Origin of the sequence: Oceanobacillus sp. FSL K6-2867 (genome assembly GCF_037963145.1) — a bacterium.
In the GTDB taxonomy this organism is placed as follows: domain Bacteria; phylum Bacillota; class Bacilli; order Bacillales; family Amphibacillaceae; genus Oceanobacillus.
Genome location: NZ_CP150144.1, coordinates 683,977 through 704,783, shown reverse-complemented (window position 1 = coordinate 704,783; position 20,807 = coordinate 683,977). Strand labels below are relative to the sequence as shown.

The window sequence follows — 20,807 nt, the reverse complement described above, 5'->3', positions numbered from 1 at the left end:
AACAACCTCTAGAAGCCGGAATTGAAAGGATATCAATGATGGATATAAATGCAGCACCAACTAAAGAAAAGAACCGTCTTGCAGCAATCGATGCTGCAAGGGGCTTTGCTATTTTCGGGATATTCATTGTAAATATTGGAGCTTTCTCAGCTCCTGACTTTATCTATGGTGGTGCAACTGCAGCGTGGAATTCTACCGCTGACCGCTATGTTTTTTCAAGCAAGCTTTTATACGTTGTTTTCACTTTTGTTTGGTTTTGGAATCCAATTGCTGAAGGATAGGCTGGTGGAACGCAAAATTCGTGTAAGCTGTTTTTTAGCGAAGCGGTTAACAATTTTAGCAGGGCTCGGATTAATCCATGCATTTGTTATTTGGCACGGAGATATTTTACTATCCTATGGTCTTATTGGACTGCTATTGCTATTGTTTCTAAAAGCTAGCAATGCATCCTTGCTTGCATGGGGAGCAGCTCTTTTAGGTGGAAGTGTTGGTTTATTATCATTAGCTTTATATGGAACGCGAAGTGCTTTAGGAGGGTCAAACCAACTCGCTATTACGCAAGCTATTACAAGTTATCAAAGCGAGAGCCTTATTACGATTTGGGAGCAAAATTATAATGACTGGATGAATGCCAATGGTGGAATAGGGTTCTTTTTTCTAATTATGGTATTACTCCCATTATTTTTATTCGGTATGTATATCGCGAGAAAGCGCTGGCTGCATGAACCAGAAAAGCATAAATCCATTTTGAGAAAGCTCTGGCTGGTTTCACTTATTGGTTTTGTAGGGTTCAAAGTTGGGCCGTATCTTGTTGGGAATCCACTTTGGCTATCCTACCTTCAGGATAATGTCGGCGGGACATTTTCGGCCATATTTTATATTGTATCGATTACATTTATAGCGCAACGAAAAATTGGTCAGAGAATCATCCAGCCTTTTGCGGCAGTTGGAAGAATGGCATTAACCAACTACCTCATGCAGTCAATGATTTGCTTTATTCTTTTTTATGGTATTGGTTTCGGTTTATACGGTTCGATACGTCCGCTAGCTGGAGTAGGAATGGTGCTTGTTATTTTTACTGGTCAAATCTTTCTTAGTAACTGGTGGTTAAGGCGATTTCGGTTTGGACCATTTGAGTGGCTATGGCGTAGTTTAACCTATGGAAAGCGACAGCCATTACGGAAGCTGGAGGGTTGACAGATGAATAAGCAAAAGCTAAAACGGGAAGCAAGGGCATGGGTGGAAGAAGGTATTATTTCTGACGAGCAGTACGATAAGATTATAGAACGCTATTCTAAAAGTGGTCCAAATTCAATTATCCTTCTATTTGCTATTTTACTAATGGCACTCGGATTTTTGACATTTATTATGTCTGACTGGGCGCGGGAACCGCATTTATCAAGGATTGTTATCCTTGCAAGCGTAACGACTGTGCTCTATGTATTAGGAGATATACGTTACCGAAAAAGTGCAGATTTAATAGCAATCAGTTTTATTGTGCTTGGCTACATTGCTTTCGGGGCGGGAATGCTATTAGCTATTGATATTTATACCATTCAAGTGACGTTTGCTTGGCCGTTTATCATATGGGCAGTTGTAGGTCTTGGCGTCTATTTTATCTATGAGCATAAATTATTATATTCAGCTGCGATTGCAGTAACAACAATTGGCCAAATATACAATGCGACTATTAATTCAGCTTTTAGCTGGATTCTGCTGCTTCTATTACTACTCGGTTTTGGTCATTTTGTCTATCACCATCGGAATTATTTATTCAGCTATCTGTTTAGTATAAGCTTTGTTGTGCAATTATTAACGCTTGTTTTCATAGCGTCCCAGCAGTATTATTGGTTGATTCTTTACTTTTTAATTTTGTATGTTGCTGGTGATTTACTTAGAGAACAAGTCTATCGGGAGCCATTTAAAAGGATCAGCTTACTTGCAATTTTTATTTTCGGGATGTACCAGACTTTCATTCTCCAAAACGAATTTTACATGGAGGATGTTACCCTTCAATGGAGCTTTATAGCAGCTTGGTTCGTGCTTTTTGGGGCAGCAATAGTTATAAAAATAATAGATAATCGAGGCTATCAGCTGATTGACTTCGTTTTATTCTTACCAATCGTGTTTATACCATTTTCATATAGTATGAGTTTAATTGTTTTATTTATATTTGCACTTGGCTGGCTCTTTATCGGCTATAAGGTGGAGAATAGTGAGTATGTTTTACTTGGAACGATCTCCTTTTTAGTCAGTGTTTTCACAGTATATATTCAATTTGCATGGGATGCGATGAATAAGTCTCTTTTCTTTTTAATAGGAGGTATACTATTATTTTTAATTAGTTTATCAGTCGAAAAACAGCGCCGTACAATTGTCGAAAATCAAAAAGGGGGAGAATGAGCATGAAGCGTTTATTATTCTATACCCTGCTTGGGCTGCAAATTGTGATACTTTTTCTTTTAGGTATCCAATATTATTTTATCGATGATTATGGGCGTACGGTAAAATTGCTTAGTAAGCATGAGGAAATGACGGATACGTATGGAAACTATAATCAGCATACGACATCTATCAATTATGAAATTAATTTCATATCAGAGGATGCATGGAAGATTGAAGAAGAAGTAGATTATAATACGAAGATAAATGTCTTGCTTGAAGCTGATGCGCAAGGGTTTTTTCATGCTGTAAAAGCAACGGATCGGAAAGTAGATGCTGAACAGGACCAGATCGTTCTCCAAGGGAAATATCAATACTACAATGACATGCAAAAAGAATATCATGTGACCTATGGAATTGAATCTTTTCATCCTGATTTTGACTTTAGTCGTTCGGCCAGGGGTCAATCATTAATCACTGTACAACTTGCACCATGGGGGCAAAAAAAGGTGACTGAAATAGAAAATCTGAAATAGCTTGATTTGAATACTTCGTTTGACAAAAATCGCAGAAATGTTGATGTGTCGACATTTCTGCGATTCTCTATGTTGTTTTTTATGGCTGTAATACATCTTTGATTCGTTCTATAGCCCAATCTAAGTCTTTTTTAGAAATGACAAGTGGTGGGGCAAAACGGATAACATTCTCATGTGTTTCTTTACATAATAGACCTTTCTCCTTTAATGCCTCACAATATGGGCGAGCACTTTCAGCAAGCTCAACACCAACAAATAATCCTTTGCCACGGACTTCCTTTATGATTGCATTATTAATTTTCTTAAGTTCATTGAGCATGTGATTGCCCATCTCAAGGGACCGGCCAGCTAGCTTTTCTTCTTCCAAAACCTCTAATGATGCAATCGAAACCGCACAGGCAAGTGGGTTCCCGCCAAAAGTAGAACCATGTGATCCAGGATTGAATACACCAAGAATGTCATTGTTGGCAACAATACAGGAAATTGGGAAAACGCCGCCACCTAAGGCTTTTCCGAGAATTAAAATATCTGGAGAAACATGCTCCCAGTCGCAAGCAAATAGTTTTCCGCTTCGACCAAGTCCCGATTGAATTTCATCTGCAATATATAGGACATTATTTTCCTTGCACACGTCATAAGCTTCTTTTAGAAATCCATCAGGTGGAATAATAATCCCGGCTTCTCCTTGAATTGGTTCGAAAAGAAAACCAGCCGTATTCTCATTAATAGCATTCTTTAGAGCATCAATATCTCCGTACGGGATTAGTTTAATCCCTGGGAGCATTGGCCCGAAGCCGCGTTGGTATTCAAATTCAGAAGATAAAGAAACCGCTGTCATTGTTCGACCATGAAAGTTGCCTTCGCAAGCGATAATTTCAGCTTTGTTATTTTCTACTCCTTTGACATCATATGCCCAGCGCCTTGCAGCTTTGATTGCTGTTTCTACAGCTTCGGCGCCAGTATTCATTGGAAGTGCCATATCTTTATTTGTCAGCTTGCAAATTTTTTCATACCATGTTCCTAATTGATCATTATGAAACGCTCTGGATGTTAGTGTGACATTGTCTGCCTGCTTTTTTAATGCTGCAATAATTTTAGGATGCCTGTGTCCCTGATTAACGGCTGAATAAGCGCTAAGCATATCTAAATAACGATTTCCTTCTGGATCCTCGACCCAAACATTTTCTGCTTTTGAAATGACTACTGGAAGGGGATGATAGTTCTTCGCACCAAATTGCTGTGTCTGGTCGATAATTTCTTGACTTCTCATATTTGACCCTCCATTGTTGGAAAATTTAAACACTAACTTCAGTATAACAGCTTTGGAATTGATTTACTTCACCTTAGAGCAAATAAATGAATTATTCTTAGTTCCATGATATGATACGAATAGAAATCGGTATATCAGATCTGAAGAATGTGTGCAAAAGGAAGATTTTAACGACTTTTTGGACAACTTTGAATGCTGATATAAGGAGGTAGCATTAATGACACATATGCACATTACTGGATGGGTATTAGGATTAATTTTGTTCATCGTTGCAATTGTAATGCAAAAACAAGGTAAAGCAAAACCAGCGAAAATCGTACACATGATCTTACGTCTAGTTTACTTGTTTATTCTGTATACAGGTATTGTACTCGTATTGGATTATTTCAGTGGCGGCTATCAAATGCCATATCCGGCAGAAGCTGCTACAAAAGGAGCTGCAGGTATCTGGCTTATTGCCGCAATGGAAATGATTCTTGTAAAATTAGGCAAAGGAAAACCAGCAAAAAGTGTTTGGATACAATTTTGGATTGCACTTCTCATTGTACTTGTACTTGGTTTCTTCCGCTTGCCAATGGGCTTTTATTTTTAATAGCGAAGGGAAAAGGCTGTCCATTTTGGGCAGCCTTTTTAGATGAATTTAATCTAATAATGTGAAGGCTTTTCAACAATCGAAGCAATGGCATTGACTATTTTTTTCCTTCCTTAATAATAAAGTAAAGAGATAGTTTGCAGCCTGAAAAGTGATGGAGGATTGTTTATGAGGAAAATAGCAGGGGTGCTTTTAGCAATAAGTATGATGGCGTTTGCGTCATTTGTTCCCAATGTTGCAGCAGAGGGAGAACGGGGACTAGAGGACGAAATTATATATAATATCATGATAGATCGTTACAATAATGGGACACCGACTAATGACACTCAAGTAAATCTGGACGATCAGCAAGCATATCAAGGAGGAGATTTGCAAGGCGTAATTGCAAAGCTTGATGATTTACAGGAAATCGGGGTTACAACAATTTCTTTATCCTCTTTAATGGAAAATAGTGAAAAAGGCTTCCATGGCTATTGGATTGAAGATTTTTATCAAGTGGAAGAGCATTTTGGGACAATGGAAGACCTGCAAACTTTGATTGAAGAAGCGCATAATCGGGGTATGAAAGTAGTTATGGAATTTGTTGCAAATTACGCTGCAGCAAGTCATCCATTCATCGACGATCCTGAGAAAGCAGACTGGTTCATTGATAATGAATTGACAGATCCAGCTTGGATGGAGAACACTGCTCGTTTAAACTTGGAGCATCCAGATGTGGAAGCTTATTTACTTGACATTGCAGAATACTGGATGAATGAAACAGAAATTGATGGCTTTAAGCTTCAGGCAGTTGATCAAGCGCCCTTGGCGTTTCTGAAGAGCTTTACACAGCACGTAAAAGAATTGAATCCTGAGTTTTATTTGCTTGGTGATATCCTCGTTACGGATGAGAATAGTGCTGAATTAATAAGTGATACTTCACTGGATGCGGTAAGCAGTATGCGCTTAAAAGATGCAATGGTGGAGGTATTTGCTGAACCAGACAGTGCTGTGAAAAATATTTATGAAGTATGGCAAACAGCAGAAAATCAGAAACCGTTATTGTATATGGATGATTTTAATTCAAAACGATTTACACAGGAATTTTCAGAGAATAGAAGAAATACGCTAACGACATGGTCATTGGCATTAACTTATATGTACACAACACCAGGTGTACCAATGGTGCTTCAAGGAAGTGAACTTCCGATGTATGGTGCAGATGCAGAAGAATCGCAGCGTTTAGTACCGTTTAATAGTGGTGAGCCGGATTTAAAGGAATTCCATAATCGGATCTCTGCATTGCGTAATGAGTTTCCTGTATTAAGGTATGGAGACTTCGAAATTGTTGATACCTCTGATGCGATGAGTGTGTTTAAACGAACGTATAAGGATGAATCGATGTATATTGCAATCAACAATGGTAGTGAGTCAGCATATGTCGATATTGCTGACATACCTTCTAATATGGAATTAAGAGGATACCTTGGTGATAATTTAGTTAGAGAAAATGAAAACGGAGATTATCGTATTGGATTAGCACGAGAAAGTGCTGAAGTGTATACAATTCAACCAGACGCAGGCATTAATTGGTTATTTATTGGGTTTGTCGCCGGTGTATTTATTTTGTTTGTTGGAGCTGTAATTTACTTAAGTACAAAACAAAAGAAACGGATGCAATAAGAAGGAAGGCTCTCCAGAAGCGAAGGATATTTCTGCGGAGCCTTCATCTATTTTGTTTGGCAAATAAGAAAGCAAAGAACGCTACCTAAAAAAATCTATGTGATGGCAAGTTCTCTAATTATCCATTCAGAATTGTACCGCCATTAATATGAATCATTTGACCAGTAATATAGCTTGCATCTTCACTTGCCAGATAGACATATGCTGGTCCTAATTCCTGCGGCTGCCCAGGGCGTTTCATTGGTGTATCTGCACCGAAATTACTTACTTTTTCCTCTGTAAAAGATGCTGGGATTAATGGTGTCCAAATTGGTCCCGGCGCAATACCATTTACCCGAATGCCTTTATCTACAAGAGATCCGGAAAGTGAACGGGTAAAGGAAGTAATTGCTCCCTTTGTAGCCGAATAATCAATTAAATCTACATTCCCTTTGTATGCAGTAACGGAGGATGTATTAATAATGCTGCTGCCTGCTTTCAGGTTCGGTAATACAGCTTTTGTCAAATAAAACATACTGAAAATATTTGTGCGGAATGTTTTTTCCAGCTGTTCACTCGTAATACCCATGATGCTGTTTTGTATGTGCTGTTCAGCAGCATTATTTACTAATATATCAATTTTTCCGAATGTATCTAAAACCTCTGTAACAGCGGCCTCACAAAAGGATTGATTTCCAATATCGCCGCTAATTAAAATGCATTTCTGACCTTCATTTTCAACCAGTCTTTTTGTATCATTCGCATCCTCATGTTCATCCAGATAGATAATAGCGACAGATGCACCTTCCCTTGCAAAGTGGACACTTGCAGATCTTCCAATACCACTGTCTCCGCCAGTAATAATGGCAACCTTATCCTTTAATTTATCACTGCCTTTGTAATTATTTCGAATATATGCTGGCTCTGGTTTCATTTTTGCTTCTATTCCTGGCTGTTTATGCTGTATTTGTGCAGGTGGTGTTTGTGTTCCGTTTTTTTGTTCCATATCCATAATAATAGGTCCTCCTTGAAAATCGCTTATTAACAATGTACCCGGGATCGATAAATTTCAATCATGGAAAAAGATTAGGAAGACCCGAGGAGAGAAGGCACAGGCAATGTAATACGTTTAAATTTTACTCTCGATTGAGAGCTCATGTGCAGAAACAGCACCTTTTTCATGTAAGCAATTATAAAATTTGCGATATGTTTTAAGGTCTATTTCGCCATGGATATATTTTTTCTGGCAATAGTCTAATAAATTATCAATTGTTTGAGGGGCAAATTTGTGTTCCATCTCAAACGCGTCCAATAATTCATTAATCATGGAAAACCTCCATCATAAGTTATTTATACATTCATATGATGGAGGAAGTTCATTCATACTATTTTTTCATTTCGGCCGGTTACTTTAGAAAGCTTTGCTGATGGGTTATCGTATCATTGGTCACTATAAATGATATGGATTAAAAAATAAATACAGTATTGTATTCTAACCAGTCCGGGTGAGCGTAGGGTGATGACTCCAGCGGGAACAGCACGTGTCTGAAGACACGTAGGAAGGTTTTCTTCCGGAGAAGCTGAAGCTGTTCCCTAAGGTGCGCATCCGCGCGAAGTGATCCCGGACACTCAGGCTTACACATACCTCAGTAATTATTTTGAATTTTATATTTTAAACTCACCAATTTAGGGTAAATAAAAAAAGCCTGTCCAATTTATCAGGAGCAGGCAAGAGAAAGTTATTTAGTTGGTTTGTTTGAGAAGAATAGTGCGATTGTTCCAGGTCCTGAATGAGAGCCAATTGCTGAACCGACCATTTCAATAAGAATGTTTTCTCTTTTTACACCAAATTTTTCACTAATCATCGAAGCGAGCTTTTCAGCAGTTTCCAGGGCATCTCCATGACTAATGCCGATTGTTTGATTTTGAAAATCAGTCCCGCGTTCTTCCATAAGTTCAAGCATTCTGCCAAGTACTTTTTTAGAGCCTCTAATTTTTTCAAGTGGTATTAACTTACCGCCCTCAACATGGAGTAATGGCTTGATTTTAAGCAATGTACCGACAAATGCTGCAGTTTTGCTGACCCGTCCACCACGATATAAATATTCTAAATCATCTACCGTAAAGATATGCTCCATATGTTCAGCCTGGTAGGTTGCAGCTTCGATAATTTCTTCTAGACAGGCACCATTTTGTGCAAGCTTTGCAGCATATAAGACAACAAGGCCATATCCAATTGAAGCGCATTTTGTATCAATAATATAAATTGGCGCATCTGGGTACTCTTCCTTTACTTCCTGTTCCATCATTTTGGCGGTTTGATAGGTTCCTGATAGGGCGGAAGAGAAAGCAATGTAAACAAGAGGTTTATTTGCTTTTGCAAAGCTTGTGAAGACAGATTTAAATGTTTGCGGAGAGACTTGAGAAGTTTTCGGAGATTTCCCATCTCTCATTGCGTTATAGACACTTTTTGGGTCAATGGTTTTTCCGTCTTCATATTCTTTTTCTTCTAAATGAACGGTTAATGATACCATTTCGATGTTAAATTCGTTATAATGTTTCAATGATAAATCACTTGCTGAGTCAGCGAGAATTTGTATTGTCATTTTTTTTCACCTACAATCTGATTTCTTTCTATGTCTAGTTTATAGCTATCTAGTGCTTTAGTCAAAATATAATCCAGCAATAGTTAGAATTATCTACAAATTTCACACCGGCAGTTAGTAACGATAAGGTGTACGAACTATATTTTAGAGGAGGTTGAAGTACTGCTATGTTTATGATGGAAGCGAAGCGTATTGTAGTTGTAATATTTGGAGCGTTATTAAATGCGATTTCGTTAAACTTTTTCTTAATCGGAGCTAATGTATATGCAAGTGGATTTACTGGAGCTGCACAGCTATTATCAAGTGTTTTTAATGATTTTATTGGAATAGGTGTCAGTACAGGGATTTTGCTTTTCTTGCTTAACATACCGGTTTTACTTTTGGGCTGGTATAAAGTTGGAAAAGGGTTTACGATTTACAGCATTATTTCTGTATTTTTTTCAACGCTTTTCTTAGAGGTTATCCCTGTAATCGGGCTATCCAGTGATATTATATTAAATGCAGCATTTGGAGGAGTTATTGGTGGTGTTGGAGTCGGTATTACACTGAAAATCGGTGCCTCTACTGGAGGAATGGATATTGTAGCAATGATTTTATCACGCTTGAAGGATAAGCCGATTGGTAATTATTTTTTAATAATGAATGCTGTCATTATTTTATTTGCTGGAATCTTATACGAACCAGAGAATGCATTGTATACAATGGTTACATTATATGTATCAACTCGGGTAATTGATGCCATTCATACACGCCATGAGAAAGTTACTGCATGGATAGTGACATTAAAAGCAGATGAATTGCAGGAAGCAATTCATCGGAAAATGATTAGGGGTATAACAATTTTACCTGCAAAGGGTGCTTATACAAAAACAGATAAAAGTGTAATGTATCTTGTCATTACACGTTATGAGTTATATGATTTGGAAAAAATAATAAATGAAGTTGACCCAACTGCGTTTACAAATGTGGTGGAAACAGCAGGTGTATTTGGTTCTTTCAGACGTGATTGATAGGAGAATGATATATGAGATATTTTATGCTTGCAACTATAGTCTTTCTGCTGGCGGCATGTGGAGATGATAATCCAGCAGTGGAAAATACTAATTCAGTCGTATTTCAAAATATTGATATTGTATCAAAAGGGAATGAATTTGTGCTAACTGGTGAGGTTATTGCAGCAGAGGGTGAGTTCTTCTATATTATTGAGCAGGGGGACAAGCAAATTTTTGAAGAAAGGCGAATTTCTGCCCCTCAAGAATCAGGAGATTGGGGAAAGTTTGAAATTAAAGAACAGCTTTCCAATGCTATGATTGAAAGTAATGATCCACCAATTTTGATGTTATATGGTAAAAATAAAGACGGCGAAATTGTAAATCCGAACTATATTCCAGTTGATATAAAAAAGGAATAACATGTGTATGCAATATAAAAACAAGAGGTTAACCAGTTTACCATGGTTAACCTCTTGCTTTATGTACTTAATAACCGTGCTTTTCAAAAACTTCAAGTACTTTTGGATTAACAGCATCCCACTCAGCATCAAATTGTTTATTGACAGTGATGAAATTTTGGTAGCCAAATACATTATCTACTTCTTCAAGTTTCATCAAATCATTTAAAATATCGTATTCGCTTGTATTGCCTGGCATAACGGAAACGCTATTTGTACCTTCAAAGATTAGCTTATCAGTAGTAAATTTCATCGCATTGGGGTTAGGTGTAGCTTCTATGCGAACTCCCATAATAAAATCCCTCCTAAACATACTTGTCTATATAGTAGCAGAAATACGTATAAAAAAAAAGAAAGATACTTATGACCCAGATGAATTTCAACAGTTAAAATGTGGATACAGCATAAATAAAAAAATCCCCCCGATGGACGAGGAGATTTTTTTCAGCAAACCAGCATCATCATTAGATGAATTAGAGATTGCTTAAAGAATCATTACTGCAATTGATTTTGCTGTTTCAACTGCTGTTCAAGTTGTTGTAATTGATTACGTTCCTCAGGTGTAGCTTCGGTGTAAGCTGCTTGGATTGCATTTTGTGCAGCTTGCTTATCTTGGGAGTTAGCATTGCCACCTTGCATCATCATGTTTGAAACTGCGTCTTTAGCTTGCTGGAATAGGTTGTTTTGCACCTAAAACCCTCCTAGATTGTGATTGTCTGCTTCTTCATGCTTTCGTTCTTCATCCGATAACGTGGAACGATAGGTGAAAATTTCTGCATGTTTTTTGACAGAAGCGGCTCCCTGATGAATGAAACGCTTCGATTTACTTCGTTTGCCCAAGACGAAAACCTCCTTGGTTAATAACGAATCACTCGAACAGATGCTAAAAGTAAAGCAAATCAAAAGTGAACGTATGATACGTTCACTAAGTAGTTTGGACAATAGTTCAATTTATATAGCTGGTAACTACTGGCGTTTAAACTGTCTTTACCTTAATTTTCAGGTATTCCTCCAGAAAAACTCCAATTCCATCTTGTTCATTTGTTAAGGTTTGATAATTGGAAACGGACTTCAGTTCATCAATTGCATTCCCCATCGCAACCCCGACACCTGCAAAGTCAATCATTTCTAAATCATTATCCTCATCACCAAACGCTATAATTCGTTCTTTCGGTATACCGTAATAATCAGCAATTTTTTGCAATCCAACGGCTTTGTTTATTCCTTTTTTAATGATTTCAATGATGTTCCAAGGTGCTCCCCATCGACGGTGCTCAATAATTTCAGCATGATAATCATCTAGATGATTGCGCAATGACTCAATATGGTCTTTTTTCGGGTAAATTAGAACAGAAGTTGGATTCTCTTTTAATTTATCCTTGATGCTTCCAATAATATAAGGTCGATCCTTTTGTGTTTGATGGAAAATATCGATGATTTCCTGGCTGTAATTATCAAGATAAACATCATCCATTACTTCAGCCAGTATGTTATTAACCTCCAGATCATAGCAGGCATCAATTATTGTATGTGCGGTTTTGAGCGGCATAGGTGTATGCATGGCATAGTCCCATGTGCGATCTTGAGGATGGTGAATCAATGCACCATTGAAATTCACCATGGGGGAATTTAAACCAAGTTCATTATAATAATGAACACTTGCACGATGTGGTCTACCAGTAGAAATCACAACGAGATGCCCATCCTCCATGGCAGTCTGAATCGTTTGCTTCGTTCGAGCACTAATCTCTTGTTTATTCGTCAGGAGTGTACCATCCAAATCCAACGCAATTAAATGTTTTTTATTTTCCATAAAATTCACCTCGTATGTGACTAGTGTATAGAGGAAAGCGAAATATGTAAAGTAATTTTTCCTTTACATTATTTGCAACAAGCTCAAGCTTACCCTTAAAATAGAACATAGTATACAGAGAAGGAGCGGAATGACATACATGATTGGAATTTATACAGAAACAATTCAAACAATACCAAGCTTAGTAGTTGTTGATGCAGAAAAGAAAAATGAGGCATTGCCGATTATTGCCTATTTTCATGGATTTACAAGTGCCAAAGAGCATAATCTTTCATTAGCATATTTACTGGCTGAAAAAGGGTTTAGAGTAGTATTGCCTGATAGTATGTACCATGGGGAAAGAGAACCGGATATCCCTAAATTGAAAAGGCAAGTTTCTTTTTGGGACATCGTTATGCAAAATGTAAAGGAATTAGCTGTAATTAAAAAATACTTTGAAGAAAAAGACTTAATTTTGGACGGACGTTTTGGAGTAGCTGGGACAAGCATGGGAGGAATTACAACATCTGCAGCATTAACCCAGTATCCATGGATTAAAGCGGCCGCTATTTTAATGGGGTCTCCCAAAATTACCACTTATGCAAAGACATTAGTAGAGAGCTTTAAAAAAGTGGGCAATTTGCCGGTAACAGAAGAAATGATTGAGAACCTTTATGAACAGCTGAAAAAATATGATTTATCGAAGCAGCCAGAGAAATTAAATGACCGGCCATTATTATTTTGGCATGGTGAAATTGATTCTGTTGTTCCATTTGACCATTCATACACATTTTATGATGAGGTCTATGCGGTGTACCAAAATAAAAACAACATAAAATTTATTAAAGAGCCAAATCAAAATCATAAAGTAAGTCGTTCAGCTATACTGGAAACAGTAAAGTGGTTTGAAAAACACTTATAATCACTTTTGTGACTGGAGGATTAGGCTAAAATCATTTAATAAAAGCTGAATTTATGTTTAAATAGATATAGATGAAGGATTGGAGGTAAAACATATGGATGAAGCGTTAAAAGAGAATTTACTTGGCGCATTGGAGAATGTAATCGACCCTGAGTTAGGCATTGACATTGTTAATTTAGGATTAATATATGATGTTGACTTAGATGAAGATGGGGTTTGTAACGTTACGATGACCTTAACGTCCATGGGATGTCCGCTGGCTGCGCATATTGAAACAGATATTAAGCATGCACTTGCAGATATTCCAGAAGCGAAAGAAATAAGAGTAAATGTCGTATGGGATCCGCCATGGGGCAAAGATAAAATGTCACGTTATGCTAAAATTGCCCTTGGAATTCCGGATTGATCTTAAATAATAAGGAAAGCAGCCCATTCTTGAAGTGAGCTGCTTTTAGTTTTATAAAAAGAATATAACCAATAATCCGACGACAACACAGTAATAGGAGAAATATTTTAAATTGCCTTTTGCCATGATATTCATAAACCATTTTAAAGCAAAGTAAGTTGCAATAAACGCTGTAATAAAGGCAATGATATTCGGAATGAGCATAGATTGAAATTCGGGGCTGCTCACTAATTCAGGTACCTCCAGAATGGTTGTCCCAAGGCTGACAGGGATATATAACAGGAATGAAAAGCGAAGTGCTGTTTCCTGCCTCATCCCAACTAGCATCGATGCAACAATTGTTGAACCTGAACGACTAATCCCTGGTGTCACCGCAACTGCTTGTGTAAGTCCGACAATCAATGCATCTCTCATTGATAAGTCACGGTCATTTTTTCTTCCTCTTAAATTACGAATCATCCATATAGCAACTGCAGTAATGAGCAGGGTAACTCCCACTACATTTGTTCCGCTTAATGCATCTCCAATTGCATCACCGAAAAATACACCAATTATACCAACTGGGATTGTAGCGACAATAAGATAAATAATAAATTGAAAGTCGCTTTTAGCTTCTGGATCCTGTTTTATTAAGTAAGTAAAGCCATTTTTAATTAAACGAATAATATCGTTCCAGTAAATAATAAAAACTGCTAAAAGTGAAGCGAAGTTCACGAATATCTCGAAGGATAAACCCCTTGCTTCAATTCCAAAGAGTTCCCTGAAAATAATTAGATGTCCACTTGATGAAATTGGAATTGGTTCCGTAACACCTTGTACGAGTCCTAAAATAAAATACTGAATGATTGTCCACAATTCTGACACAAAGTCCATTGTTCTCTCTCCTTTTGCCGTTCATTTTCACCTGCAAACAAGTCACCATATACTGGGCCAATGAATAGGCTGTTGGTGAGAAGGAGGTTACGAAAATGAAAAGTAATACTAAACATATGTATGATTTATGTAAAAGCCATATGCATTCGTATGTATTTGCACAAACTACCGATGGCTCAAGTTTTGATGGAATTATAACCGGTTTGGATGATGAATATGTATATTTTGCTGTTCCAGTAGATCCGAATCAACAAGCTTACCAAGAGCATGAAGATAATAGACAATTTGGTTTTGGTTATCCCGGTTTCGGCTATCCAGGATTCGGTTACGGGTTTGGTCGGCCGCCTCGTAGATTTCAACGATTAATTTTGCCACTAGCAGCACTCGCAGCCATAAGTATCCTTCCCTGGTATTAAAACGGAAAACCCTTGCCATCATTGCTTAAGGCAAGGGTTATTTCTGCTTTTAATTACTTTCTTCTCGAAGCACGCCATCACTTAAAATGAAAGCAGCCACTGCAAAAACAGCTGAAAGAATTAACGCATCTGATAGGACGAAAGGTTCTCCGCCCATGCTGGTTAATACATAGGATACAGCAGCGCCAATCAATATGGCCCAAACAATTGTCATTATGTAACGCATAGCTCCCACCTCATTTTTTTATTCTATAAAAGGTTATAATCAGGTGAATCTTTTGAAACAACCCAGTTTCATATTGTTTTGAAAATCATTTTATAAATCGTACGATATTCATCTTAATACCCTCATATAGTTTATCAAATACGAATGAAAATGAAAAGGCTTGTCATGAAATTATAATATTTAAATGCAACACAAGAATCCTTGATAAGGGAAGGTGTTTACGAATGTCTATTTTTGTAATGGATTGTAATGAATGGATAACCTATCATATTGCTGATATGCTTTTAGAAAATGGTTATCATGTTAATGCTTTGGAAGCTTCTGATAATGAAGAGGATTTAAGCATGTTTTTTATACGGAATAGCTCATTTTCCATGATTTCAGGAGACGTTCAAAAAAAGTTTAATACAGGTATCTTTGTCAGAGATCTTGCAAGTGACATATTGCATGATTTTGAACAATTAATTGTAATTAATCCTGCTAAAAACGCCGATTATTTGGAAGGGCATAAGAGATGCACTGCTATTTACACTCCAATTCTTTTTGGAGAGTGGATGCCGATGAAAGAAGAAGGGATATTTGACCAAGGTAAGTTCATACCTTTTGCATCAGAAGCATTTAAGAAAAATGCACTTTATATAGGTGATTTTTCAAAAGCACTGCTCCAGTGGCTGCAAATTTCAGATTTGCCGAGGGTCTTATATGTTAATCATCATGATAAAGGAAAATCAGATGATTCTAAACTTGAAAAAAACGTCTTCATCCGTGAGAATATACCTAAACATAAAAGAGTGAAAGCGGTAATTGAACACTACCGTTCTAAAAGAAATTTTATGATTTGATATATATGGATAACATAGGGATGATTTACCTAAGAAAATATAGCAGGTATGATGTTGAGAACTTTCATAAATGTGGCAGAACGGAGGGTCAAAGCCTTGAAGCAAAATATAATCTTACTATTATTCATATTCATTCTCTCTGGCTGCTCGTATTTTGATACAGGTGAGATTCAAAATGTTGGGTTGCTGGTTGATACTGCCATTGATGAAAATGCATGGAGTAAGAAAGGCTATAATGGTCTTTTGCTAATCGAAGAACGTTTTGATGTCCAAGTATATTACAAGGAAAATATAACATCAGAAGAGGAGATTAATGAAGCTGTTGATGAACTAGTCCAAGATGGAGTGAACTTAATATTTGGCCATAGCAACATATATGGTGATTATTTTATTGATATTGCAGAGCTATACCCGGATGTTCATTTTGTTTATGTTAATGGTGGTGAGACCAGTGAAAATGTTACGAGCTTAAACTTTAACTCGCATGCGATGGGATTTTTTGCTGGAATGGTAGCTGGTAAGATGACAGCCACAAATGAAATAGGTGTCATTGCTGCTTTTTCGTGGCAATCTGAAGCGGAGGGGTTTTATGAGGGCGTAAAATATCAAAACCCAGATGCCCATATACGAATTAATTATACAAATAGCTGGACAAATATTGATATTGCAACAGGCATTTATAAAACGATGCAGCAAAATGGTGTGGATATAGTGTATCCGATTGGAGATTCTTATAGTGATGAAATAATCCGAAAAGCCGCTGCAGATCAAAATTATGCAATTGGTTATATTACAGATCAGCTTTCTATTGCTCCTGACACAGTGTTGACAAGTACAATCCAGCATGTAGACGAGCTCTATGAAATAACGGCCGAGCAATTTAATGAAGGTAAGCTGGCGGGGGAGTTACTAACTTTTGATTTTCAAGATGAGTTTATTACATTAGGAGAATTCAATGATGCAATTCCAGAGACGTTTCAGGTAGAAATAAATGATCTCATCAAAGAATATAAAGAGACAGGCCTGCTTCCTAATGAGCAGTGAATAAACGGTGAAATTCCGTTTTTTCTTGCTAAATGAACGATTTTACATTAAAATTAGTACCAAGTCATAATAATTGATATTAAAACGCAACATCATTAATGAATATATAAGGGAGCTGTCAGTATGAACGTAGGTATATTGGGGACAGGACATTATCTTCCAACGAGAGTTGTTACAAATAAAGATTTGGAAAAAATAGTTGACACAAATGATGAATGGATCCGCACCCGAACTGGGATTGAAGAAAGAAGGCTAGCTGAAGACGATATAAACACATCGGATATGTCCTATTACGCAGCACTTGGGGCACTTGAAGAAGCTAAAATGGATGCAAGTGAAATTGATTTAATATTAGTTGCAACCGTAACAGCAGATACCCCATTTCCTTCTGTAGCATGCATGGTGCAAGAACGCCTTGGAGCTACAAAGGCCGCAGCAATGGATATTGGCGCTGCATGTGCTGGGTTTATGTATGGTTTGATTACAGCTAAACAATTTATCGAAACAAAAGCTTACAAAAATGTACTCGTTATTGGCGCAGATAAACTATCTAAAATAATTAATTGGGAAGACCGTTCTACCTGTGTATTGCTTGGAGATGGAGCTGGAGCAGCGGTTGTCGGTGAAGTAACTGAAGGAAAAGGAATATTATCCTTTGAATTAGGAGCTAATGGATCTGGCGGTAAAGATTTATATCAGAATGAAAATGATCAACTCGTTATGAACGGGCGTGAAGTATTTAAATTTGCAGTAAGACAAATGCCGGAGTCTACAGTTAACGTAATTAATCAATTAGGTTATAGTAAAGAGGATGTTGATTATTTAGTGCCGCATCAGGCGAATATTCGGATTATGGATGCTGCGCGTGAGCGTTTAGGAATTTCATCCGATAAAATGGCCCAGACGATTCGAAAGTATGGAAATAATTCTGCTGCATCAATACCTATGGCTTTATCAGAATCGGTAAAAGAAGGTAAAATAAAGGATAATGATTTAATTGTATTAGTTGGCTTTGGTGGCGGGCTAACCTGGGGTGCCGTTGCAATGCGCTGGGGCAGATAAGCCGTTAATTTAGTGAAAGGTGGAAAAGGTCATGAAAAAAAACAGGGTAGTCGTTACTGGACTAGGAGCAGTAACACCTCTAGGAAATAACGTGGAAACAATGTGGGAAAATATTCTTGCAGGCAAATCAGGAATTGACTTTGTAACAAAAGTCAACAAGGATAATTATCCTGCCAAGGTTGCTGCGGAAGTAAAGGATTTCGATCCAACAGAGTATATGGATAAAAAAGATATGCGTAAGATGGATCCATTTACACAGTATGCAGTTGCTGCTGCAAAAATGGCTGTAGAGGATGCAAAGCTTACGATTGATGACAGCAATGCACACCGAGTAGGAGTATGGATTGGATCAGGAATCGGTGGTATGAAAACATGGGAAGAGCAGCATACAAAGCTATTGGAAAAAGGACCGAAAAGGGTTAGTCCATTTTTTGTTCCTATGATGATTCCGGATATGGCGGCAGGTCAGGTATCTATTCAGTTAGGTGCCAAAGGCATTAACTCTTGCTCTGTTACAGCATGCGCATCAGGTGCTAATTCAATTGGAGATGCTTTCAAAGCTATTGAACGTGGTGATGTTGACTACATTATTGCTGGAGGAACAGAGGCACCGATTTCCGATATGGCCTTTGCAGGGTTCTCTTCAGCGAAAGCTTTGTCTACGAATGAAGATCCACGTACAGCTAGCCGTCCATTTGATCAAAATCGTGATGGTTTTGTCATGGGTGAAGGAGCCGGAATCCTAATACTCGAATCATTGGAAACGGCACTTGAACGTGGTGCAGAAATTTATGGAGAGATTGTAGGCTATGGAGCTACAGGTGATGCGTATCATATTACCGCTCCAGCAGAAAATGGGGAAGGTGCAGCACGTGCGATGGAACTTGCACTTAAGGATGCTGGAATTGCTCCAGAAGAAGTTGATTATCTTAATGCCCACGGGACAAGCACGAATTTAAATGATAAATATGAAACGGCTGCAATTAAATCTGTTTTCGGTGATCATGCTAGCAAGCTTGCAATTTCGTCCACGAAATCCATGACAGGACATCTGCTTGGAGCTGCAGGCGGAGTAGAAGCAGTTATTTCTATCAAATCGATTAAAGATAGTGTTGTTCCTGCAACCATCAATTATGAAACACCAGATCCAGACTGTGATTTAGATTATGTTCCGAATGAAGCAAGACAACAAAATGTAGATATTGTAGTAAGTAACTCACTTGGCTTCGGCGGCCACAATGTCGCACTTGTATTTAAAAAATATAAATAATAGCAGTAAAAAGCTGGCAGCGGTTTGAAACGCTAGTCAGCTTTTCCTGTAAATGAGAAGCGTTCAATTTCTTTATTTTTAAAGAGGTGAAATAATTGGTAAGAGAGTAGCGATGTTAGGAAGTTCATTCGGAAACTTTGTTCCCAGTATGGAAGTAAGGTTAGGACATTTCCATTCTACCCGTTAATAAACTACTTAACGCAGACAGATGTCTGTGTTTTTTTATAGTGTTTTTCAAGGATAAAAGCCTATATCTTATATAGTAATAAAGGGGATGGGAAAATGATAGATAGAAAGGGCTCAATCTGAAAAGAGTGTTATTCAGATCAGCGATTCCTGCGTAAGCGAATAATCTTGTACAAAGTGACATGCTCTTGTTTGTACAAGCATAGGATGTATTAATAAAAACGGACAAGCTTAGGTGGGGTATGATGGGGTATATTTTTATTTTTCTCATTGGTTTTGGACTAGCTGTTACTGGTGGCGTTACCATTATTGCATATATGAACTTCTTGCCAGCTGGCTTATCATGGGCAGACTATTTTATCTTTATTAGTGGAAGGATTGAATGCTACTTTCTATTAATCGGACTTGCAATCATGGCATATGTGCTTTATCGTTATCCAAATTAATTTTAATGGAACTTCTCGAATATTTTTCTCCGTGATGGTCATAATGTATTCTAAATCGGAATATGAAAAGTGAGGGTTGTTCTATGTTATATTTGCACGATGTATGGGTGAATTGGTTTGAAGGGGAAGAAAATGGCTATAGTGTCTGCCATTTTCATGAGTGGCGTAAAGAGGACACAATTGAGCTGCTGGACCAAGTGCCATTGTTATACATAACAGAATCACTATATAACTACATTGAAAATGATATGCATGATCTGCCAAAAGCTTTGCTTGATTCAATTTACAAAAGAGCATATACACGAAAAGGCCAGCAAAGATCGGTTGTGGAGTATGCATGTATTGTTACCGATGGCAATGAAATACTTGCTTTTGATACGATTGGCTATTCCATTCCAATTCGTAAAAGCAGATTAATACCACGTCAGGAACAGCTTGTGTTCGATATGATTGCCAATACGAAAGCCCAATCCTTTAAATTTGTTGAAAGTGATTATAAGAAAGAATACCATATGCTATCCATGCCACCGGAGCTAATATTTGGTCTTACACGAAAAGAAAGACAACTTAAGCAATTGCTGATGATTGGCTTAGACCAATTAAAAACAACAAATAATCGTGAAGAATTGCGGTATTGGTTAACAGAATGGGATCCAAAAAAGTATCCTGCCATCCGTTTTATGGATGAAGATAAGGTATGGCAAGCATTGTATAACGGTGTAAAGGATGGATGGAGTACTGCACATGAAGAGTTATGTATGAAACTGATTCGTGGACAACCATTTTTGGAAAAGATGTGGGAAGCGGAAATTGGACCAGAGCATGATACATCAAATCAAAAATAA

Annotated in this window: 27 protein-coding genes; 17 read left to right on the top strand and 10 right to left on the bottom strand. The window is 37.5% G+C overall.

Annotation, left to right across the window (positions count from 1 at the left end; genetic code table 11):
* Positions 1 to 35: 35 nt before the first annotated feature.
* The 4 genes from NSQ77_RS03330 to NSQ77_RS03315 are packed head-to-tail and all read left to right on the top strand — an operon-like array spanning position 36 to position 2,918.
* Positions 36 to 281, top strand: coding sequence for a hypothetical protein (locus NSQ77_RS03330; RefSeq protein ID WP_339228809.1), 246 nt, complete (start codon positions 36 to 38; stop codon positions 279 to 281).
* Positions 282 to 285: 4 nt separating this feature from the next.
* Complete coding sequence (locus NSQ77_RS03325; RefSeq protein WP_339228808.1) at positions 286 to 1,197, top strand: DUF418 domain-containing protein; 912 nt, start codon at positions 286 to 288, stop codon at positions 1,195 to 1,197.
* Positions 1,198 to 1,200: 3 nt separating this feature from the next.
* Positions 1,201 to 2,403: a DUF2157 domain-containing protein gene (locus NSQ77_RS03320; RefSeq protein ID WP_339228807.1), complete on the top strand. Its 1,203-nt coding sequence runs from the start codon at positions 1,201 to 1,203 to the stop codon at positions 2,401 to 2,403.
* Between the two features lie 2 nt (positions 2,404 to 2,405).
* A complete protein-coding gene (locus tag NSQ77_RS03315; protein WP_339228806.1) occupies positions 2,406 to 2,918 on the top strand; it encodes a GDYXXLXY domain-containing protein in 513 nt (170 codons plus the stop codon).
* Positions 2,919 to 2,997: 79 nt separating this feature from the next.
* Here NSQ77_RS03315 and NSQ77_RS03310 read toward each other — a convergent pair whose 3' ends face one another.
* Entirely contained in the window at positions 2,998 to 4,188 is a 1,191-nt protein-coding gene (locus NSQ77_RS03310; RefSeq protein WP_339228805.1) for an ornithine--oxo-acid transaminase, read from the bottom strand.
* A 217-nt stretch (positions 4,189 to 4,405) separates the two neighbouring features.
* Between NSQ77_RS03310 and NSQ77_RS03305 the strand changes: the two genes are divergently transcribed.
* Positions 4,406 to 4,780, top strand: coding sequence for a YisL family protein (locus NSQ77_RS03305; protein ID WP_339228804.1), 375 nt, complete (start codon positions 4,406 to 4,408; stop codon positions 4,778 to 4,780).
* Between the two features lie 168 nt (positions 4,781 to 4,948).
* On the top strand, positions 4,949 to 6,442 hold the full coding sequence (locus NSQ77_RS03300) for an alpha-amylase family glycosyl hydrolase (protein ID WP_339228803.1): 1,494 nt from the start codon (positions 4,949 to 4,951) through the stop codon (positions 6,440 to 6,442).
* Between the two features lie 118 nt (positions 6,443 to 6,560).
* Here NSQ77_RS03300 and NSQ77_RS03295 read toward each other — a convergent pair whose 3' ends face one another.
* From NSQ77_RS03295 to NSQ77_RS03285, 3 genes are all read right to left on the bottom strand, one after another.
* On the bottom strand, positions 6,561 to 7,433 hold the full coding sequence (locus tag NSQ77_RS03295; protein ID WP_339228802.1) for an SDR family oxidoreductase: 873 nt from the start codon (positions 7,431 to 7,433) through the stop codon (positions 6,561 to 6,563).
* A gap of 117 nt (positions 7,434 to 7,550) precedes the next feature.
* Positions 7,551 to 7,748, bottom strand: coding sequence for a YppF family protein (gene yppF / locus NSQ77_RS03290; protein WP_339228801.1), 198 nt, complete (start codon positions 7,746 to 7,748; stop codon positions 7,551 to 7,553).
* Positions 7,749 to 8,160: 412 nt separating this feature from the next.
* Complete coding sequence (locus NSQ77_RS03285; RefSeq protein ID WP_339228800.1) at positions 8,161 to 9,027, bottom strand: DegV family protein; 867 nt, start codon at positions 9,025 to 9,027, stop codon at positions 8,161 to 8,163.
* A gap of 167 nt (positions 9,028 to 9,194) precedes the next feature.
* Here NSQ77_RS03285 and NSQ77_RS03280 point away from each other — a divergent pair, with 167 nt between their 5' ends.
* The gene (locus NSQ77_RS03280; protein WP_339228799.1) at positions 9,195 to 10,037 is read left to right on the top strand and encodes a YitT family protein; all 843 of its coding nucleotides are present in this window, start codon (positions 9,195 to 9,197) and stop codon (positions 10,035 to 10,037) included.
* Between the two features lie 14 nt (positions 10,038 to 10,051).
* Positions 10,052 to 10,438 (top strand): hypothetical protein, encoded by a 387-nt coding sequence (locus NSQ77_RS03275; protein WP_339228798.1) that lies wholly within the window; start codon positions 10,052 to 10,054, stop codon positions 10,436 to 10,438.
* Between the two features lie 67 nt (positions 10,439 to 10,505).
* Here NSQ77_RS03275 and NSQ77_RS03270 read toward each other — a convergent pair whose 3' ends face one another.
* The 4 genes from NSQ77_RS03270 to NSQ77_RS03255 form a co-directional block, all read right to left on the bottom strand.
* Entirely contained in the window at positions 10,506 to 10,769 is a 264-nt protein-coding gene (locus NSQ77_RS03270; protein WP_339228797.1) for a NifU N-terminal domain-containing protein, read from the bottom strand.
* Between the two features lie 203 nt (positions 10,770 to 10,972).
* The gene (locus NSQ77_RS03265; RefSeq protein ID WP_339228796.1) at positions 10,973 to 11,167 is read right to left on the bottom strand and encodes a DUF3813 family protein; all 195 of its coding nucleotides are present in this window, start codon (positions 11,165 to 11,167) and stop codon (positions 10,973 to 10,975) included.
* Positions 11,168 to 11,317: a hypothetical protein gene (locus tag NSQ77_RS03260; protein ID WP_339228795.1), complete on the bottom strand. Its 150-nt coding sequence runs from the start codon at positions 11,315 to 11,317 to the stop codon at positions 11,168 to 11,170.
* Positions 11,318 to 11,453: 136 nt separating this feature from the next.
* The gene (locus NSQ77_RS03255) at positions 11,454 to 12,290 is read right to left on the bottom strand and encodes a Cof-type HAD-IIB family hydrolase (RefSeq protein WP_339228794.1); all 837 of its coding nucleotides are present in this window, start codon (positions 12,288 to 12,290) and stop codon (positions 11,454 to 11,456) included.
* Between the two features lie 139 nt (positions 12,291 to 12,429).
* Here NSQ77_RS03255 and yjfP point away from each other — a divergent pair, with 139 nt between their 5' ends.
* On the top strand, positions 12,430 to 13,191 hold the full coding sequence (yjfP, locus tag NSQ77_RS03250) for an esterase (RefSeq protein WP_339230928.1): 762 nt from the start codon (positions 12,430 to 12,432) through the stop codon (positions 13,189 to 13,191).
* 94 nt (positions 13,192 to 13,285) lie between these two features.
* Positions 13,286 to 13,597: a metal-sulfur cluster assembly factor gene (locus NSQ77_RS03245; protein ID WP_339228793.1), complete on the top strand. Its 312-nt coding sequence runs from the start codon at positions 13,286 to 13,288 to the stop codon at positions 13,595 to 13,597.
* Between the two features lie 51 nt (positions 13,598 to 13,648).
* Here the strand turns inward: NSQ77_RS03245 and NSQ77_RS03240 are convergent, their stop codons facing one another.
* Positions 13,649 to 14,461: an undecaprenyl-diphosphate phosphatase gene (locus tag NSQ77_RS03240; RefSeq protein ID WP_339230927.1), complete on the bottom strand. Its 813-nt coding sequence runs from the start codon at positions 14,459 to 14,461 to the stop codon at positions 13,649 to 13,651.
* A gap of 104 nt (positions 14,462 to 14,565) precedes the next feature.
* On the opposite strand from NSQ77_RS03240, the gene NSQ77_RS03235 reads away from it, so the two are divergent.
* Positions 14,566 to 14,886 carry a hypothetical protein gene (locus tag NSQ77_RS03235; RefSeq protein WP_339228792.1) on the top strand — a complete coding sequence of 107 codons (321 nt, stop codon included), beginning with the start codon at positions 14,566 to 14,568 and terminating at the stop codon, positions 14,884 to 14,886.
* A 49-nt stretch (positions 14,887 to 14,935) separates the two neighbouring features.
* Here the strand turns inward: NSQ77_RS03235 and NSQ77_RS03230 are convergent, their stop codons facing one another.
* Positions 14,936 to 15,112 (bottom strand): DUF2929 family protein, encoded by a 177-nt coding sequence (locus tag NSQ77_RS03230; protein ID WP_339228791.1) that lies wholly within the window; start codon positions 15,110 to 15,112, stop codon positions 14,936 to 14,938.
* 224 nt (positions 15,113 to 15,336) lie between these two features.
* Here NSQ77_RS03230 and NSQ77_RS03225 point away from each other — a divergent pair, with 224 nt between their 5' ends.
* The 6 genes from NSQ77_RS03225 to NSQ77_RS03200 all read left to right on the top strand — a co-directional run bounded on the left by NSQ77_RS03225 (position 15,337) and on the right by NSQ77_RS03200 (position 20,807).
* Positions 15,337 to 15,954, top strand: a complete 618-nt coding sequence (locus NSQ77_RS03225; RefSeq protein WP_339228790.1) for a hypothetical protein — start codon at positions 15,337 to 15,339, stop codon at positions 15,952 to 15,954.
* A 96-nt stretch (positions 15,955 to 16,050) separates the two neighbouring features.
* Positions 16,051 to 16,998 (top strand): BMP family ABC transporter substrate-binding protein, encoded by a 948-nt coding sequence (locus NSQ77_RS03220; protein ID WP_339228789.1) that lies wholly within the window; start codon positions 16,051 to 16,053, stop codon positions 16,996 to 16,998.
* Between the two features lie 123 nt (positions 16,999 to 17,121).
* Positions 17,122 to 18,060, top strand: coding sequence for a beta-ketoacyl-ACP synthase III (locus NSQ77_RS03215; RefSeq protein ID WP_339228788.1), 939 nt, complete (start codon positions 17,122 to 17,124; stop codon positions 18,058 to 18,060).
* A gap of 31 nt (positions 18,061 to 18,091) precedes the next feature.
* Positions 18,092 to 19,330, top strand: a complete 1,239-nt coding sequence (gene fabF / locus NSQ77_RS03210) for a beta-ketoacyl-ACP synthase II (protein ID WP_339228787.1) — start codon at positions 18,092 to 18,094, stop codon at positions 19,328 to 19,330.
* Between the two features lie 431 nt (positions 19,331 to 19,761).
* Positions 19,762 to 19,962 (top strand): hypothetical protein, encoded by a 201-nt coding sequence (locus NSQ77_RS03205; RefSeq protein WP_339228786.1) that lies wholly within the window; start codon positions 19,762 to 19,764, stop codon positions 19,960 to 19,962.
* A gap of 83 nt (positions 19,963 to 20,045) precedes the next feature.
* Complete coding sequence (locus NSQ77_RS03200; protein WP_339228785.1) at positions 20,046 to 20,807, top strand: YjbA family protein; 762 nt, start codon at positions 20,046 to 20,048, stop codon at positions 20,805 to 20,807.

Coding starts and splice junctions, on each gene's coding strand:
- NSQ77_RS03270 (WP_339228797.1), bottom strand. CDS start 10,769: ATGGGAGTTCGCATAGAAGCTACACCTAACCCCAATGCGATGAAATTT.
- NSQ77_RS03310 (WP_339228805.1), bottom strand. CDS start 4,188: ATGAGAAGTCAAGAAATTATCGACCAGACACAGCAATTTGGTGCGAAG.
- NSQ77_RS03230 (WP_339228791.1), bottom strand. CDS start 15,112: ATGCGTTACATAATGACAATTGTTTGGGCCATATTGATTGGCGCTGCT.
- NSQ77_RS03295 (WP_339228802.1), bottom strand. CDS start 7,433: ATGGATATGGAACAAAAAAACGGAACACAAACACCACCTGCACAAATA.
- NSQ77_RS03215 (WP_339228788.1), top strand. CDS start 17,122: ATGAACGTAGGTATATTGGGGACAGGACATTATCTTCCAACGAGAGTT.
- NSQ77_RS03205 (WP_339228786.1), top strand. CDS start 19,762: ATGGGGTATATTTTTATTTTTCTCATTGGTTTTGGACTAGCTGTTACT.
- fabF (WP_339228787.1), top strand. CDS start 18,092: ATGAAAAAAAACAGGGTAGTCGTTACTGGACTAGGAGCAGTAACACCT.
- NSQ77_RS03280 (WP_339228799.1), top strand. CDS start 9,195: ATGTTTATGATGGAAGCGAAGCGTATTGTAGTTGTAATATTTGGAGCG.
- yjfP (WP_339230928.1), top strand. CDS start 12,430: ATGATTGGAATTTATACAGAAACAATTCAAACAATACCAAGCTTAGTA.
- NSQ77_RS03305 (WP_339228804.1), top strand. CDS start 4,406: ATGACACATATGCACATTACTGGATGGGTATTAGGATTAATTTTGTTC.
- NSQ77_RS03255 (WP_339228794.1), bottom strand. CDS start 12,290: ATGGAAAATAAAAAACATTTAATTGCGTTGGATTTGGATGGTACACTC.
- NSQ77_RS03300 (WP_339228803.1), top strand. CDS start 4,949: ATGAGGAAAATAGCAGGGGTGCTTTTAGCAATAAGTATGATGGCGTTT.
- NSQ77_RS03330 (WP_339228809.1), top strand. CDS start 36: ATGATGGATATAAATGCAGCACCAACTAAAGAAAAGAACCGTCTTGCA.
- NSQ77_RS03320 (WP_339228807.1), top strand. CDS start 1,201: ATGAATAAGCAAAAGCTAAAACGGGAAGCAAGGGCATGGGTGGAAGAA.
- NSQ77_RS03275 (WP_339228798.1), top strand. CDS start 10,052: ATGAGATATTTTATGCTTGCAACTATAGTCTTTCTGCTGGCGGCATGT.
- NSQ77_RS03200 (WP_339228785.1), top strand. CDS start 20,046: ATGTTATATTTGCACGATGTATGGGTGAATTGGTTTGAAGGGGAAGAA.
- NSQ77_RS03245 (WP_339228793.1), top strand. CDS start 13,286: ATGGATGAAGCGTTAAAAGAGAATTTACTTGGCGCATTGGAGAATGTA.
- NSQ77_RS03285 (WP_339228800.1), bottom strand. CDS start 9,027: ATGACAATACAAATTCTCGCTGACTCAGCAAGTGATTTATCATTGAAA.
- NSQ77_RS03315 (WP_339228806.1), top strand. CDS start 2,406: ATGAAGCGTTTATTATTCTATACCCTGCTTGGGCTGCAAATTGTGATA.
- NSQ77_RS03225 (WP_339228790.1), top strand. CDS start 15,337: ATGTCTATTTTTGTAATGGATTGTAATGAATGGATAACCTATCATATT.
- yppF (WP_339228801.1), bottom strand. CDS start 7,748: ATGATTAATGAATTATTGGACGCGTTTGAGATGGAACACAAATTTGCC.
- NSQ77_RS03235 (WP_339228792.1), top strand. CDS start 14,566: ATGAAAAGTAATACTAAACATATGTATGATTTATGTAAAAGCCATATG.